This window comes from Pseudomonas hygromyciniae (genome assembly GCF_016925675.1).
GTDB classification, from domain to species: domain Bacteria; phylum Pseudomonadota; class Gammaproteobacteria; order Pseudomonadales; family Pseudomonadaceae; genus Aquipseudomonas; species Aquipseudomonas hygromyciniae.
In genome coordinates, this window is sequence record NZ_CP070506.1 from 2051113 (window position 1) to 2066630 (window position 15518).

At 58.8% G+C, this 15518-nt stretch carries 16 protein-coding genes and 1 pseudogene; 11 read left to right on the forward strand and 6 right to left on the reverse strand.

Going from position 1 to position 15518, the window contains the following annotated elements; all coding sequences use genetic code 11:
- Positions 1-14: 14 nt before the first annotated feature.
- Positions 15-740, reverse strand: a complete 726-nt coding sequence (locus tag JTY93_RS09145) for an ABC transporter permease (RefSeq protein WP_205478053.1) — start codon at positions 738-740, stop codon at positions 15-17.
- Positions 737-1663 (reverse strand): ABC transporter ATP-binding protein, encoded by a 927-nt coding sequence (locus JTY93_RS09150; protein WP_205478052.1) that lies wholly within the window; start codon positions 1661-1663, stop codon positions 737-739. The genes JTY93_RS09145 and JTY93_RS09150 overlap by 4 nt, the downstream gene beginning before the upstream one ends.
- A gap of 311 nt (positions 1664-1974) precedes the next feature.
- Here JTY93_RS09150 and JTY93_RS09155 point away from each other — a divergent pair, with 311 nt between their 5' ends.
- On the forward strand, positions 1975-3168 hold the full coding sequence (locus tag JTY93_RS09155) for a hypothetical protein (protein WP_205478051.1): 1194 nt from the start codon (positions 1975-1977) through the stop codon (positions 3166-3168).
- A 138-nt stretch (positions 3169-3306) separates the two neighbouring features.
- A complete protein-coding gene (greB, locus tag JTY93_RS09160) occupies positions 3307-3780 on the forward strand; it encodes a transcription elongation factor GreB (RefSeq protein ID WP_169996778.1) in 474 nt (157 codons plus the stop codon).
- Positions 3781-3847: 67 nt separating this feature from the next.
- Here the strand turns inward: greB and JTY93_RS09165 are convergent, their stop codons facing one another.
- Together JTY93_RS09165 and JTY93_RS09170 are read right to left on the reverse strand one after the other, a co-directional pair.
- Positions 3848-6358, reverse strand: a complete 2511-nt coding sequence (locus JTY93_RS09165; RefSeq protein ID WP_205478050.1) for an ABC transporter permease — start codon at positions 6356-6358, stop codon at positions 3848-3850.
- Complete coding sequence (locus JTY93_RS09170) at positions 6358-7041, reverse strand: ABC transporter ATP-binding protein (protein ID WP_029297972.1); 684 nt, start codon at positions 7039-7041, stop codon at positions 6358-6360. Before JTY93_RS09170 ends, JTY93_RS09165 begins: the two co-directional genes overlap by 1 nt.
- 10 nt (positions 7042-7051) lie before the next feature.
- Between JTY93_RS09170 and JTY93_RS09175 the strand changes: the two genes are divergently transcribed.
- From JTY93_RS09175 to JTY93_RS09185, 3 genes and pseudogenes are all read left to right on the forward strand, one after another.
- The gene (locus JTY93_RS09175; RefSeq protein ID WP_169996742.1) at positions 7052-7657 is read left to right on the forward strand and encodes an arylesterase; all 606 of its coding nucleotides are present in this window, start codon (positions 7052-7054) and stop codon (positions 7655-7657) included.
- Between the two features lie 56 nt (positions 7658-7713).
- The gene (locus JTY93_RS09180) at positions 7714-8010 is read left to right on the forward strand and encodes a hypothetical protein (RefSeq protein WP_029297976.1); all 297 of its coding nucleotides are present in this window, start codon (positions 7714-7716) and stop codon (positions 8008-8010) included.
- Positions 8011-8069: 59 nt separating this feature from the next.
- A pseudogene (locus JTY93_RS09185) lies at positions 8070-9041 on the forward strand (L,D-transpeptidase family protein).
- A 134-nt stretch (positions 9042-9175) separates the two neighbouring features.
- On the opposite strand, the gene oprI reads toward JTY93_RS09185, so the two are convergent.
- Positions 9176-9427: an outer membrane lipoprotein OprI gene (oprI, locus tag JTY93_RS09190; RefSeq protein ID WP_003172710.1), complete on the reverse strand. Its 252-nt coding sequence runs from the start codon at positions 9425-9427 to the stop codon at positions 9176-9178.
- A 614-nt stretch (positions 9428-10041) separates the two neighbouring features.
- On the opposite strand from oprI, the gene JTY93_RS09195 reads away from it, so the two are divergent.
- Positions 10042-10323: a GNAT family N-acetyltransferase gene (locus JTY93_RS09195; protein ID WP_029297992.1), complete on the forward strand. Its 282-nt coding sequence runs from the start codon at positions 10042-10044 to the stop codon at positions 10321-10323.
- Positions 10324-10379: 56 nt separating this feature from the next.
- On the opposite strand, the gene JTY93_RS09200 is transcribed toward JTY93_RS09195, so the two are convergent.
- Positions 10380-11456 carry a 3-deoxy-7-phosphoheptulonate synthase gene (locus JTY93_RS09200; protein WP_029297994.1) on the reverse strand — a complete coding sequence of 359 codons (1077 nt, stop codon included), beginning with the start codon at positions 11454-11456 and terminating at the stop codon, positions 10380-10382.
- A 145-nt stretch (positions 11457-11601) separates the two neighbouring features.
- On the opposite strand from JTY93_RS09200, the gene JTY93_RS09205 reads away from it, so the two are divergent.
- From JTY93_RS09205 to cysB, 5 genes are all read left to right on the forward strand, one after another.
- Positions 11602-11979 carry a YbbN family protein gene (locus JTY93_RS09205; RefSeq protein ID WP_240344473.1) on the forward strand — a complete coding sequence of 126 codons (378 nt, stop codon included), beginning with the start codon at positions 11602-11604 and terminating at the stop codon, positions 11977-11979.
- The gene (locus JTY93_RS09210; protein WP_205478047.1) at positions 11976-12938 is read left to right on the forward strand and encodes a putative 2-dehydropantoate 2-reductase; all 963 of its coding nucleotides are present in this window, start codon (positions 11976-11978) and stop codon (positions 12936-12938) included. Before JTY93_RS09205 ends, JTY93_RS09210 begins: the two co-directional genes overlap by 4 nt.
- A 9-nt stretch (positions 12939-12947) precedes the next feature.
- Positions 12948-13865, forward strand: a complete 918-nt coding sequence (locus JTY93_RS09215) for a 5'-nucleotidase (RefSeq protein ID WP_169996748.1) — start codon at positions 12948-12950, stop codon at positions 13863-13865.
- Between the two features lie 70 nt (positions 13866-13935).
- On the forward strand, positions 13936-14436 hold the full coding sequence (locus JTY93_RS09220) for a universal stress protein (RefSeq protein WP_205478045.1): 501 nt from the start codon (positions 13936-13938) through the stop codon (positions 14434-14436).
- Between the two features lie 105 nt (positions 14437-14541).
- Positions 14542-15516, forward strand: a complete 975-nt coding sequence (gene cysB / locus JTY93_RS09225; protein WP_010176165.1) for an HTH-type transcriptional regulator CysB — start codon at positions 14542-14544, stop codon at positions 15514-15516.
- Positions 15517-15518: the final 2 nt, after the last annotated feature.

A 15518-nucleotide genomic window follows, 5' to 3' on the forward strand; every position in this document is an offset into this window, starting at 1 on the left:
GGGGATTTCCTTTCTCAGCTTTTCCTGAAATTTAAAGTAAGGGTGGTCGCGGTGAGGAACGCAATGATCATGCTTATGAAGTACAACGTGTCGTGCAGTGTCAGAAGGCCGCTATCTATCGCGCTGAAACGTATTTGAGGGTTGAGTGAAATCAAACTGTCGATTACCCAGATGGGTGCCTGATGGTCCAACATATCCAGTACTAGCGATAACGTGCTTACTGCCAACAGTAGCGCGAGTGTGATGGTGAAAATAATCAGGCGATTGTAGGCCAGCACACAGATCAGGCAGGCGAATGAAAGATAAGCACCTGCCAGTAGCCAACTCCCGATGAACTGGGCCAGCATGGTCGAATACTCCGCTATGCCCAGGTAGTCTATGGTAATGATCAGCGGGAAGTTCAATAAAATCGTTAACGCGCAGAGGGTCCAGGCGGCCAAAAATTTGCCCAGTGTCAGCTCGAAGGCAGATACTGGCAGTGTGCTTGCAAAGTAGAAGGCATCGTCTTTGTGCTCGTTCGCCCAAAGCAGTGTTGAAATAAAAGGAATGAAAAAAAGATAAAGCCAAGGATGGAACTGAAAAAACGCGTGTAAGTTTTCCGGAGTGTTTTCCAAGAAGTTTCCTACATGCAAGCCGAGCACGGTGTTGGCCATCAAGAAGATCGCGATGCCAAAGTAAGTAGTCGGGTTCGATAAGTAACTGCTCAGTTGCCGCTTGAATATCACGGGTAGACGTTTCAATTGAGTGCCTCCTGGCTCAAGTGGTGGATGACATCGCTCAGGCGCCCCGGCTCAAGGCTCAGGGTGTTGATCTTCCAGCGACGGTTGGCAACCAGGGCATTGACGTGTGGATAGATGATTTGCCCCGGCATCGCGAGCACGGTCACGCTGCCGGCGGCATGCCGGTGTTCTTCGATGCCAGCCACTCCCGGGAGCACGGCCAGTGCCAGCAGGTCCAGGGGGGTATCGGCGGCCAGAGTGATTGCCTGGTAATGGTGCGAACTGCGCTGTAGCTCGCTGATGGGGGCATCGGCCAGCAATCTTCCCTCGGCTATAACCAGCGCCCGCTGACAGATACAGGAGAACTCTTCGGGATTGCGTGAGGCGACAATGACCGTCATTTCTTCGGCCAGGGACTGGATGAGCGTCCCGACCTTTTGTTTTTGCAGAGGATCCAGGCCAGCGGTGGGCTCATCGAGCAACAGCAGTCTGGGGTCATGCAGGATGGCTTGGGCCAGCGCCACTTTGCGCTGGTGCCCTTGAGGAAGGGTTGCGATAGGTGAGTCAAGTACTCGCCAGAGCTCCAGGCGGGTGATTGCCCGATCAACCATCTTGCGTTTTTCCAGGCCACGGAGCCCGCGTATCTCGGCCATGAAACCCAGGAAGTTCTTGACTGTCATGTTGCCGTGGCCGAGTGCCGATTCAGGTTGATAACCTATTGTTTTTTTCGCCTTTATGGGATGGGTGGAGATATCCGTGCCATATATTTTTATCGTGCCGGAAGTTATCGGAATAGCGCCTGAAAGCAATTTGAGTAATGTGCTTTTGCCTGCGCCATCATGTCCAAACAATCCTAGACATTCGCGGGGGCTAGCGCTAAACGTCAAGTTGTCAATGGTCATTGTTCGTCCGGTTTTTTTTGTTAGATTTGTTATTTCGATCATTGGACTTTTCTACTTGGTTGTTTGCCGGGGCATGCGGAGTATGCAGTGGCTCCATAAGCCTGTTTTTTCAGGTTGAAAATGGCCGAAGGTCGTGGGTGAAAAAGTGTTGATCAAGTGTTTAAGGTGCGGTTTTGTTAAAAAATGGTACGTTCAATAGGGACGATTGGAAACGCTGAAACGCTGGAATAAGGTAAGTCCTACATGTGCTTCAATCACTCGCTGAAACAATTGTGTTGCTCTTGGTGAAGTGTTGATTTTGATTTGATAGATGGCGTGTATATGAAGTACTGCCGTAATGGAGTCCGATACTGATGATGCTTCTACGTACTCTTGTTCTTGAACATTCTGGTCATGATTCCCCGGTTAACGGTGCATTGCTCTGTTGCTTTGCGGTGCCGCAAATCGCTGCGAACTTTCTTGTCTATAGCCTGGACGAAGAGGTCGAGCCCGGGAGCTCACGTGTCTATATCGCTGCATTGCGCAAAAAGGCCGAGCGGTATTTTCTTGGAGGTATCGAGTCCAAGGACAACCTGCAACTGGCGATGAGCGTCCTCAAACAGATCATCACTCTGGCCACCACATCCGGGGTCAAGGATGGCAATGGCTCGGAGTCGCAGGTGCCTTATCACTTCATTGATTTGAAGGGCAGCAAGCTACCGACGGCGAGGCCAGAGGATCACCACTCGCTGATGATCAAGAAGGTATTGGTGATGAAGGTGATCACCCTGGGGACTTCAGTCATTGGCCTGCCTGCGATTGAGAGCGCCGAGTTGATTGTGCCGTCCATTCGCTTCTCGTCAAAAATGGTGTCGCCACCCAGTACGGCAAGTCTTGCTGAGGCTGTGGCGCCGGAGCCGGACGAGGAGCCGACGGTAGTTTTGCCGGCGTTAACGCCTGTTGAGCCATTACCTACTGCGCCAAAGGCGTCGCAGCCCCAGCAACCTGCTCCGCGAGTGCAGGAGCCTGTGGCACCACCCGAAGTCGTCCCGCCAGCCGTAGTGCCGGATCAGGCGTCCCTGCTTGAAGTGGATACCACGCTGACCAACCTTGCCCGTGTGGCGCAAGAGTTGACGCAACAGAAGCGCGCGGCGTTTGAGCAGCAGGAGGAACTTGAGCAGCAGAGAAGTCAGTTGCTACGGGAAAAAAACGCACTGGAGCAGGCCAATCAACAGTTGGCGGCGCTGGAGACAGACTTGCAGCAAAGAACCCTGGCGTTGAAGGGGCGTGAAGAGCACCAGGCCCGGGAGGTGCAGTTGCAGCAGGCAGAGCAACGCCGCCTGGAGGGTTGGGCGCGTGAGATAGAAGATGAGTCGTTCAGGCTGCAGGCGCTGGATCGGGCAACCCAGCAACAGGCTGAGCAACTGGCGAGCAACATGGGGCAGTTATCGGGCCTAAGGGGCGATCTGAAGGCGTTGTTGTATCGCCTGGACGCAACCTTGTTTCCTGCAGAAAAGATCGACCGGCAGCGCGGCGTGGATGCGGGCAATGTACCTGGTCCCGATTGACCAGGGGAATCAGGCCTGGATACTTTCTGGCGTTCATTTATGATCAAGGCCGACCGGTTGCCGTCAGGCAGCCAGTGCATCTTTTGCGGATGCGGCAGTGCTCTGAACCAATGGAAATTTCCGAGGGATGTGACGCTTTTGAGTACCAAGCTGATTACCAAAGAAGGTCATGAAGCGCTGAAGAAAGAGCTTGATTACCTGTGGCGAGAAAAGCGTCCTGATACCACGCGCAAAGTGACTTGGGCAGCTTCGCTGGGAGATCGCAGCGAGAACGCCGACTACCAGTACAACAAGAAGCTGTTGCGCGAAATCGATCGCCGGGTGCGTTACCTGCGCAAGCGCCTGGAAGATATGCGGGTGGTGGAATACATGCCCGAGCAGGAGGGCAAGGTGTTCTTCGGGGCTTGGGTGGATATCGAGAACGAGCAGGGGGAAACCAAGCGTTTTCGAATCGTGGGCTATGACGAGATTTATGAGCGCATGGACTACATTTCTATCGACTCACCCATGGCCAGGGCCTTGCTGCGTAAAGAGGTGGATGATGAAGCCATTGTGCAGACACCAAGCGGCGAAATGTGCTGGTGGATCACCGGCATCGAGTACATCAGGTAGGCGCCGGCATGCTGGCGATGGCGCTTTTATGAACACCGGCTCCCAAAGGGGAGCCGGTGTTTTTGTTTCAACCTTCGCGCAATACCGCCAGCGGGCTGGCGTTCAACGCCCGGCGTGTACCGAATACCCCGGCACCGCCGATCAACACTGCACCAATCACTGGAAGCACCAGCAGCCAGGGGTGAGGGTGCCAGACCAGGTCAAAAGCATAGCGATACAGGACCAGGGTCACCAGTTCGGTACCCAGCGCGGCCAGCAGTCCGCTGACCGCACCCAGTAGCCCGAACTCGATGCGCCGGGCCTTGACCAGCAACCTGCGTTCCGCACCCAGGGCGCGCAACAAGGCGCCCTGGCGGATGCGTTCGTCCAGGGTGGCCTGAAGGCCGGAGAACAGCACCGCCATGCCAGCCGCCAGGACAAACAGCAGCACGTACTCCACGGCCAGCGTGACCTGGGCCAGGATGCTGCGCAGTTGGGCAAGCAGCGCCTCGACCTGCAGGATGGTCACTGCCGGAAAGGCTCGGGAAAGATCGACGATCTGCTGGTCATGGCCGGCGGCCAGATAAAAGCTGGTCAAGTATGTGGCCGGCAGGTCCTTGAGGGTGCCCGGTTGGAAGATCATGAAGAAGTTGGGTTGGAAGTTGTCCCAATTGATTTCCCGCAAGCTGGTGACCCTGGCCTCACGGTTTTCTCCGCCAACAGTGAAGATCAGGTGATCGTTGAGTTTGAGCTTGAGGCTGTCGGCGACCTTGGCCTCTACCGACACACCTGGAATGGCATCGCCCGGCTGATCCGACCACCAAGTGCCTGATGTCAGGGTGTTGCCCGGGGGGAGGTTGGCCGCCCAGGTCAGGCTCAAGTCCCGTTGTATCGCGCGATCGCCACTGGAGTCCTTGCTGACAATTTCCTGGACCGGCTCGCCGTTGATACTGATCAGGCGTCCCGGCACCACGGGATACAAGGGCGCTGCCTGCGCCTGCAGTTCAAGCAGGCGCGCACCGAAGGCGTCCTTGTCGGCCGGCAGGATATTGAGGGCGAAATAGTTGGGTGCATCCTTGGGCAACTGGTTCTGCCAGGTGTCCAGTAACTCGCCACGCAGCAGGGCGATCAAACCCATCGATAGCAGGATCAGGCCAAACGCCAGAGACTGGCCCGCCGCCGCCAACGGGTGACGCAACAACTGGCCCAAACCCAGGCGCCAGGGCAGGGCGGCGCGTGCCAGCAGGCGGCGCAGGCTTTGCAACAACAGCAGGAGCAGGCCCCCGAGGATCAACGCGGCGATAACCCCACCGCCCAGTAGGGCGAAGGTCAGCACCAGGTCCAGGCTCAGGCGCCACATGATCAGGCCCAGAGCAAACAACGCCGCGCCATACACCATCCAGGTACTGGAGGGGATCGGCAGCAAGTCGCGCCGCAATACCCGCAGCGGCGGCACTCGGCCCAGGGCCGCCAGAGGGGGCAGGGCAAAACCGGCCAGGGCCACCAGCCCGGTACCGATGCCAGCGACAGCGGGCAGCAGTCCACCAGGCGGCACGTCTGCCGGCAGCAGATCGTGCAACAGGTAAAACAGCCCCAACTGTGCAAGCCAGCCCAGTGCCGCACCAGCAAGGCTGGCCAACAAGCCCAGGACAGTCAGTTGCAGGCTGAACAACAGCATGGTTTCCCGGCGCGACAGGCCCAGGCAGCGCAACAGTGCGCTGGCGTCGAAGCGGCGGCTGGCAAAGCGGTTCGCCGACAGCGCCACGGCCACCCCGGACAGCAGCACGGCAACCAGACTGGCCATGTTCAGGTAGCGCTCGGCCTTGCCCAAGGCACCCCCGATCTGTTGGTTGCCGTCCCGTGCGTCCTGCAGGCGCTGGTTGGCGGCCAGCCCCGGCGTTATCTGGTCGCGGTAGGTCTGCAGGGCGGTACTGGCTGGCGGCGCGCGCCACAGCTCGCGGTAGCTGACCCGGCTGCCCGGCTGGACTACACCGGTGGCCTCAAGGTCAGCCAGGTTGATCATCACCCGAGGGGTTAGGCTATAGAAGTTGCCCGCCCGATCTGGCTCATAGGTGAGGACGCGGGCCAGGCGCAGGGTTTTCATGCCCACGTCGATGCTGTCGCCGACTTTCAGGTCCAGTGCCGTTAGCAGGCGTGCCTCGACCCAGGCCTCGCCGGATTTCGGCCCGCCGCCCGAGGTTTCTTCGGCAAATGGCTCGGCCGCGCTTTTCAGTTGGCCGCGAAGCGGGTATTGCTCGTTGACTGCCTTGATACTCGATAGCTGAATGCCGTTGTCGGTGGCGATGACGCTGGAGAACTCCACCACCCTGGCGTGCGCCAGGCCCAGTTGCGTGCCGCTGGTTACCTGCTCGGGACGGGCAGGAGAACTGCCCTCCAGCACGAGGTCGGCGCCGAGGAACTCGGTGGCGCGCAGCAGCATCGCGCCGTTGAGCCGCGCCCCGAAATAACCGATGGCAGTGCTGGCGGCCACCGCCACCAGCAGGGCGAAGAACAACACGCGCAATTCACCGGCGCGGGCATCGCGCAATAACTGGCGTAGGGCAAGGCTGAACAGGCGCAACAGCGGCAGACGTGCCATCAAGGCTCCAGGGGCTCGACCATCAGGCCGGCTTCAAGGCGGATCAGGCGTCGGCAGCGATGGGCCAGGCGCTCGTCGTGGGTCACCAGTACCAGAGTGGTACCGTTTTCTTTATTGAGTTCAAACAGCAGGTCACTGATGCGCTCGCCGGTGTGGCTGTCGAGGTTGCCGGTGGGTTCATCGGCAAACAACACGTCCGGCTCGGCAGCGAATGCCCGGGCAATCGCCACGCGTTGCTGCTCGCCACCGGAGAGTTGGCGGGGCGAATGGGTCAGGCGCTGGCCCAGACCGACCCGTTCGAGCAAGTGCCTGGCGCGTTCGCGGGCGTCTTTGCGCCCGTCCAACTCCAGGGGCAGCATGACGTTTTCCAGGGCATTGAGGCTGTCGAGCAACTGGAACGACTGGAACACAAAGCCGACGTGTTCGGCGCGGATACGTGCCCGTTGATCCTCGTCGAGGACGCTCAGGGCCTGGCCGGCGAGGGTGACTTCACCGCTGCTGGGCAGGTCGAGCCCGGCCAGCAGGCCAAGGAGCGTGGATTTTCCGGAACCGGAGCTACCGACGATGGCCAGGCTATCGCCCTTGTTCAGTTCCAGGCTCAGTTCGTGCAGGATGGTCAGTTCACCTTCCGCGCTGGGAACCACTTTGCTAAGGTTCTGCGCGGTGAGAATGCATGCGCCCATGGAGAATCCGATGCGAATATGGTTTTTGAGTGCTGGCCTGGCCCTGATGTGCATGGCCCAGAACGCAGCGGCGGGTACTGTCCTGATCGTTGGCGATAGTATCAGTGCCGGTTTCGGCCTGGATACCAGCAAAGGGTGGGTCGCACTGCTGGAGCAGCGCCTCAAGCAGGAGGGTTTCGACGATAAAGTGGTCAACGCCTCCATCAGCGGCGACACCAGCGCCGGAGGCTTGGCGCGGCTGCCGGCGGCGCTTGCAGAGCATAAGCCCGACGTGGTGGTTATCGAGTTGGGGGGGAACGACGGCTTGCGCGGGCAGCCCCCGGCGCAATTGCAACAAAATCTTGCGTCGATGATTGACCAGTCCAAGGCCGGTGGCGCCAAGGTGTTGCTGTTGGGGATGCAGTTGCCGCCCAATTATGGCCCGCGATACACCACCGCATTTGCCGAAGTCTATGGTGTGTTGGCCAAGGAAAAAAACGTCCCCCTGGTGCCGTTTTTCCTTGAAGGTGTGGGGGGCGATCCGCAGATGATGCAGGCTGATCAACTGCACCCGGCAGTCGGCGCCCAGGCCAAGTTGCTGGAAAATGTCTGGCCGACGCTAAAACCGCTGTTATGACGCTTTTCTAGCAGCGGTCTTTCGGCTAAGGTGGCGCCCCCGATTTGGAGCCCCCGATGTCGTCGCGTCCTGCCTGGTCCCTGTTTGCCTACCAACTGATCGAGCCCGACGAGCAGTTGGATCTGTTTGCCTGCCAGGAAGTGAAGGTGCACCTGGTGACGCGCCAGTTGGAACTGGGTGGCACCATCGATCGCACGCTCTGCGGCACCTTGCTGCCGGCCCAGCCACGCTGGTCTTCGGTGGATCGTTCGATCTTCCAGGACCAGCGGCTATGCCCCTTGTGCCGTGCGATTCTCGAATCGCAAAAGCGTGGTACGCCGCCTATCTGGCCTGAACTGCGCTTCGAGCTTTAAGGGCAGGTACACGCTACAATCGCCATTTTACCCCCGTCGATCTGCGAAGGATTTTCCGGATGTTGTCGCGTCTGCCTGTCGTCACCCGTTGCCTGTCTCTCGCTGCCTTGTGTGCAGCCGGTCCTGTTGCGGCCCTGCAACTGCCCCTGCCACCGCCGGGTGAGGACATTGTCGGCCAGGTCCAGGTGATCAAGGCCAAGTACGAAGACACGTTTGCCGACCTGGGGGTGACTTATGACCTGGGCTATTCGGAGATGGTCGCGGCCAACCCCGGCGTCGATGCCTGGTTGCCGGGGGGCCGGGGTCGAGATTGTGCTGCCGACCCGTTTCATTTTGCCGCCAGGTCCCCGGGAAGGCATCGTGATCAACCTGGCGGAGTACCGTCTGTACTATTACCCCAAGGGCCAGGACGTGGTGTACACCTTCCCGCTCGGAATCGGTCGTGAAGGCTGGGGCTCGCCGATTGCCCATACCAGCATCATTGCCAAGACCCCCCAACCCGACCTGGACCCCCACCCGCGTCGATCAAGGCCGAGCATGCGGCGGACGGCGACCCGCTGCCCAATGTGGTGCCGGCCGGCCCCGACAACCCTTTGGGGCCGTTCAAGTTCACCCTGGGCACGCCGGGCTACCTGATTCATGGTTCCAACAAGAAGTTCGGCATTGGTACCCGCACCAGTCATGGCTGCTTCCGCATGTTCAACAACAACGTGTTGGAGATGGCCAAGATGGTCCCGGTGGGTACGCCCGTGCGGATCATCAATGAGGCGTACAAGTTCGGCATCAGCGGCGGCAAGGTCTACCTGGAGGCCCACGCGCCATTGAACGATGATGGCACGCCGTCGGTGGTCGACAAGCACACGGCCGTCATCAACGCGATGCTCAAGCGCGAAGACCTGGCCAACAACCTGCGGGTCAACTGGGATGGCGTGCGTGATGTTGTCGCAGCCGAAGACGGCTTGCCCGCGCAGATCGGCGAGCCAGGAGCGGCGCCGATGGTCACCAGCATGCCGGTCGATCTGCAGCAGTAACACCTGCCGCCAATCGACGCCCGCCATGGATTGCTCCTGGCGGGCTTTTTATTGCCCGGGATCCAGAGCCGAATCCCGGGCAATAAAAAGCCGATCCAAAAATGGATCGGCTTGATAACAACCCCGAAGGATTATTACTTGCGGCTAGCTTTTTCAAGCATGCGCAGAGCGCGCTCGTTAGCTTCGTCAGCAGTCTGTTGTGCTTTTTGAGCAGCAGCCAGAGCTTCATCAGCTTTACGGTAGGCTTCGTCTGCACGAGCCTGGGAGCGAGCTGCTGCGTCTTCAGTTGCAGTCAGACGAGCTTCGGTTTCTTTGGAGACGCTGCTGCAACCGGTAGCCAGAACTGCGGCCAGAGCCAGAGCAGAGAATTTCAGAACGTTGTTCATCGTGTTCCCCTTCAAGGACTTTCTATTTAATGGCTACTATCTCAGAGTGAGCTAATAGCCGGCGTACATACTACCCATTACTTGTAGTAAGTAAACTGACGTAGCGCAAGAAGCAAAAAAAATTCTTGTGCTGAATCTATTTTGGCTAATCTTTAGCGAGTTTGTATAAAAAATATCCAGTTTTTGCTGCGCGGTCAGAGATTGGATCCAGGCTGAAAGCGCCGCCTGGCAAGTGTTAAACGTTGTAAGTCGATGTCAATTTATATATCTGCACCAATACTATTGTTCAGATTATCCAGGCGCTGATGGGCATCTTTCGCGCATGTAGAGGTGACTTTAAGAGCGGTGCTTCGTCTCAAGCTTCAACTGCCGGCAATGTTCAGGCTATCGACCACCAGATGTTCGATCAGCCCTTTCTATGTCCGCCAGCCTGATGGATGACGAGCGTCCCTTGAGCAATGACAGGATTGGTGCCTACTATTCCTGGGTGCGGGGCGTGAGTGCTGTAGGGCTTTTCTCGTTGTCGAAACCGGCACGGGGTGGCGTAGATGTTCCTTCGCCGGAAAAACATCGGTAAGGTAGGGGTCAGAAACCAAGACCCGCGAGGAGTAGTGATGAGCGAGGCGTTGTCCATCCACCATGACCAGGCTGGTCATCAGTTCGAGACCAATGTGGACGGTCATCGTGCCTATCTGACCTACATGGACCTGGGGAAACAGACCCTGGATATCTACCGCACGTTTGTGCCCAATGCCCTGCGTGGGCGCGGCATTGCTGCTGCGCTGACCGAAGAGGCGCTGCAATACGCCGAGAGCATGGGTTATACGGTGATCCCGTCCTGTTCCTATGTGGAGCGCTACATGGAGCGCCACCAGCGCCATGCGGCGAAGCTGTGAAAGCAAATATGCGCACATAAAAAAACGCCGGGCTTAGCCCGGCGTTTTTGTGTGCGTCAGGTACGTTTGCGCTTGGGCAATACGTCCTTGAGCTTGGCGTGCATGCTGCGCAGAGTGGTCTCGGTGGCGGACCAGTCGATGCAGGCATCGGTGATCGACACACCGTATTGCAGGTCGGCCAGATCTTTTGGAATCGCCTGGCAACCCCAGTTCAGGTGACTCTCGACCATCAGGCCGATAATCGACTGGTTGCCTTCCAGGATCTGGTTGGCCACGTTCTCCATCACCAGCGGTTGCAGCGCCGGATCTTTATTGGAATTGGCGTGGCTGCAATCGACCATGATGTTTGGCTTGATCTTCGCCTTGGTCAACGCCTGTTCGCACAAGGCCACGCTGACCGAATCATAGTTGGGCTTGCCATTGCCGCCACGCAGTACCACGTGGCCATAGGCGTTGCCTTTGGTGGTGACGATGGACACGCCGCCTTCCTGGTTGATCCCCAGGAAACGATGAGGGCTGGAAACCGACTGCAAGGCGTTGATCGCCACGGTCAGGCCGCCATCGGTACCGTTCTTGAAACCCACGGCCGAGGACAGGCCAGAGGCCATTTCGCGGTGGGTTTGCGATTCGGTAGTACGTGCGCCAATCGCCGACCAACTGATCAGGTCCTGCAGGTATTGCGGGGAAATCGGGTCCAGGGCTTCGGTGGCCGTGGGCAGGCCCATTTCAGCCAGATCCAGCAGCAACTTGCGGCCGATATGCAAGCCGTCCTGGATCTTGAACGAGTCGTCCAGGTACGGATCGTTGATCAGGCCTTTCCAGCCGACGGTGGTACGCGGCTTCTCGAAATACACGCGCATCACCAGGTACAGGGTGTCGGAAACTTCCGCAGCCAGTACTTTGAGGCGCTCGGCGTACTCGTGTGCAGCCTTGAGGTCGTGGATCGAGCAAGGGCCGATCACCACGAACAGGCGGTGGTCAGTGCCGTCGAGGATGTCACGAATGACTTCGCGGCCCTTGGTGACAGTCTGCAGTGCAGCGTCGCTCAAAGGGATTTCGCGCTTGAGCTGATCGGGCGTGATCAGGGTCTCGTTGGATTCGACGTTTAGGTCGTTGATCGGTAAATCAGCCATCGTGTTACTCGTCAGGGTCACGGGTGCCGGCCGCCAGCGAACCCCGTGCGGCGGAGCACAGCATGATTTAAATGCAGCGGGGAGCCGAACCTTAGCGCGTACAAGCCTGCTCGACAATGGGCAATTGCGCGCGTTGTGGTGTGGACTGATAGTGTGTTGCCTGGTTAAAGGTGGTGGTGCGGATCGAGTGAAAGCGTTTGAATTGACGGATTTGGATATCGACCAGCAGTTGCTGGCGCTGCCTGGTGCTTCGCTGCTGGTGTTTACCAGCGTTGGCTGTTCCAGTTGTCGTTGGGCGCGTCAACAGATGCCGGGCTGGAACCTGCCGGTGGCGCGCATCTGTTGGGTCGACGCTGGGCATAATGGTGGCGCGGTTGCGCGCTACGGGATCTTTCATTTGCCGGCTTTATTTGTAGTGTGCGAGGGTCAACTCCACGGCGCACTACAGGTGGGCCTGAACCCGAGTGACCTCAGTGACGCTATAAATGAGGCGCTCCAACAAGAACCAGAGGAGTTGCCATGACGAGTGCAGTTGAACCTGGACCACGCGTTGGGATTATCGGCACCGGTGCCATCGGTGGTTTTTACGGGTTGATGCTGGCGCGTGCCGGTTTTGACGTGCATTTCCTGTTGCGCAGCGAATATGCGGCGGTGAGTGAGCGTGGCTTGCAACTCAATAGTGCGATACACGGGGCCTTGAGCCTGCACCCGGTCCAGGCCTATGCCAATGCGGCCGACATGCCGCCTTGCGACTGGCTGCTGGTGGGCACCAAAACCACCGGCAACGTTGAGCTGGCACCGACCATTGCCCAGGTGGCGGCGCCGGATGCCAAGGTCGTGCTGTTGCAAAATGGCCTGGGTGTCGAGGACGGCCTGCGCGAACATTTGCCTGAGTCCCTGCATTTGCTCGGCGGGCTTTGCTATATCTGCGTTCACCGTTCCGGACCGGGGATTGTCGAACACCAGGCCATGGGCCGGGTCAGTCTGGGTTATCACAGTGGCGATGCCACACATGATACTGCTCGTCGTCAGGCGATTGTCGAAGAGGGGGCCGGGCTGTTCCGCCAGGCTGGGATCGACTCCCAGGCCATGCCTGACCTGGACCAGGCGCGCTGGCATAAGCTGGTGTGGAATGTGCCGTACAACGGCCTGTCGGTGTTGCTCGGTGCCAATACCTCGGAGTTGATGGCTGACGAATCCAGCCGGGAATTGATTCAGGGCCTTATGGCCGAAGTGGTGCAGGGCGCCCATGCATGCGGTCATGAAATCGCGCCCGGCTACGCCGCGCAGATGTTCAGCATGACCGAGCGTTTGACGGACTATTGGCCCAGCATGTATCACGATCATCTGCACCAGCGCCCCCTGGAACTGGCTGCGATCTACGCCCGTCCACTGGCTGCCGCCCGGGCCGCCGGCTGTGAAATGCCGCGGATGCAGGCGCTGTATCAGGCTTTGGGCTTCATTGATCGACGCAACGGCTGAGGAACAGATATGGCCAAAGGCATGAGCGACAAACTGGTATTGGCGATTTCCTCGCGGGCACTGTTCGACCTGGGTGAAAGCCATAAGGTTTATCTGGCCCAGGGCGTCGAGGCCTACCGCAAGTATCAGATCGATCACGAGGAAGAAATCCTTGAGCCGGGCGATGCCTTCCCCCTGGTCAAGAAGCTCCTGACCCTCAATGCCAGCCTGGGCCGCGCGAGGGTCGAAGTGGTGCTGGTTTCGCGCAACAGTGCCGATACCGGTTTGCGTGTGTTCAATTCGATCCAGCATTACGGCCTGGATATTTCCCGCGCCGCCTTCGTCGGTGGGCGTAACCCCCACCCTTATCTGGCGGCGTTTGGCAGTCACCTGTTCCTCTCGACCCATGCCGAAGATGTACGCAGCGCACTGGATGCCGGTTTTGCGGCGGCGACCATTCTGTCTGGCGGCGCCCGCCGGGCTTGCAGTGCCGAATTGCGGATTGCCTTCGATGGAGATGCGGTGTTGTTTTCCGACGAGTCCGAGCGCGTGTACCAGAGCGGCGGCCTGGAAGCCTTCCAGGCCAGCGAGCGGCAAGCGGCCCGCGAACCACTGCGTGGCGGGCCATTCAAAGGGTTCCTGGCAGCTCTCAATCTGTTGCAGCGCGAGTTCCCCGATGAGTCATGCCCGATCCGCACAGCGTTGGTGACGGCGCGTTCGGCCCCGTCCCACGAACGGGTGATCCGCACATTGCGCGAGTGGGACATCCGCCTGGATGAGTCGCTGTTTCTTGGCGGCCTGGAAAAATCAGCGTTCCTTGAGGCGTTCGCCGCCGACGTGTTTTTTGACGACCAGGCCGGCCATTGCGAGAAAGCCAGGGAGGTTGTGGCCACCGGGCATGTGCCCCATGGCGTGAGCAATGAGCCGAAAGTCCAGGTCCAGAGCTAAGTTCATCGCAGTCGCGGAGGCGCTGCTAAGCTGAAACAATCCCCGCCATCCTGGCAGCCCAGGAGGTTCTATGATTCGGTCGATGTTGTATGCCTCAGACCTGGGTGTATATGCGCCTTACGTGATGCAACATGCGCTGGCGATGGCGCGTACGTTCAAGGCGGACCTGTATGTGATTCATGTGGTGGAGCCGATCGGGCTGTTCGCAGAATCGGTGCTGCAAACCTATCTTGATGAGCAGGCGTTGAGCGAATGGCAGAGCCAGGGGCTGAACACCGTAATGGCGAACATCGAACAGCGGGTGCTGGACAGTTTTCGTGAAGAGTTGCAGGACGGCGAGCAGGACTTGCTGGCGATTCGTTCGGTGCGGGTGATCCAGGGGGATCCCGCCCAAGTGATTCTCGACCAGGCGCAGAAACTCTCGGTGGATTTGTTGATCGTAGGGAGTCATAGCCAGGGCACAGGGATCTCGGCGCCACTGGGGCGTACCGCGGCGCGGGTGCTGCAGTTGTCTCAGGTACCGGTCTATCTGGTGCCTTTGCTGCAGCGTCGGCGCAGTGATGATGTGTGATGGGGTGAAAACGATAAAAAAGTTCTAGATTTATAAATCCAACCTTTAATATAGTTATATACCGTCGCTGATATCCGTGGCGTCTATCTGCTTTGAGGGACACATATGAAGCTTCAACAACTGCGCTACATCTGGGAAGTGGCGCACCACGACCTCAACGTTTCCGCCACGGCTCAAAGCCTCTACACCTCGCAACCGGGTATCAGTAAACAGATCCGCCTGCTCGAAGACGAATTGGGCGTCGAAGTGTTCGCCCGCAGCGGCAAGCACTTGACCCGCGTCACGCCTGCCGGTGAGCGCATCATCACCACGGCCGGTGAAATCCTGCGCAAGGTTGAAAGCATCAAGCAGATCGCCCAGGAATTTTCCAACGAGAAAAAAGGCACCCTGTCGATCGCCACCACCCACACTCAGGCCCGTTACGCGCTGCCGCCGGTGATCAGTTCGTTCATCAAGCAGTACCCGGACGTGGCCTTGCACATGCACCAGGGCTCGCCGATGCAGATCGCCGAAATGGCGGCCGATGGCACCGTCGATTTCGCCATTGCCACCGAAGCCCTGGAGCTGTTCGGCGACCTGGTGATGATGCCGTGCTATCGCTGGAACCGCTGCGTCGTGGTACCCCAGGGGCACCCATTGGCCAAGCTGCCGAAGCTGACCCTGGAAGCGCTGGCGGAATATCCGATTGTCACCTACGTGTTCGGCTTCACCGGCCGCTCCAAGCTCGACGAAGCCTTCAGCCATCGTGGCCTCACGCCCAAAGTGGTGTTCACTGCAGCGGACGCCGACGTGATCAAGACTTACGTGCGCCTGGGCCTGGGCGTTGGCATCGTGGCCAAGATGGCTGTCGATACCAAGCTCGACAGCGACCTGGTGGTGCTCGATGCCAGCGAATTGTTCGAGTCCAGTGTGACCAAGATCGGCTTCCGTCGTGGCACGTTCCTGCGTGGCTTCATGTGCGATTTCATCGAGAAGTTCGCCCCGCACCTAACCCGTGAAGTCATGGCCAAGGCGATCCAGTGCCATAACAAGCAGGAACTGGAAGAGCTGTTCGACGGCGTTGAACTGCCGGTTCACTGACC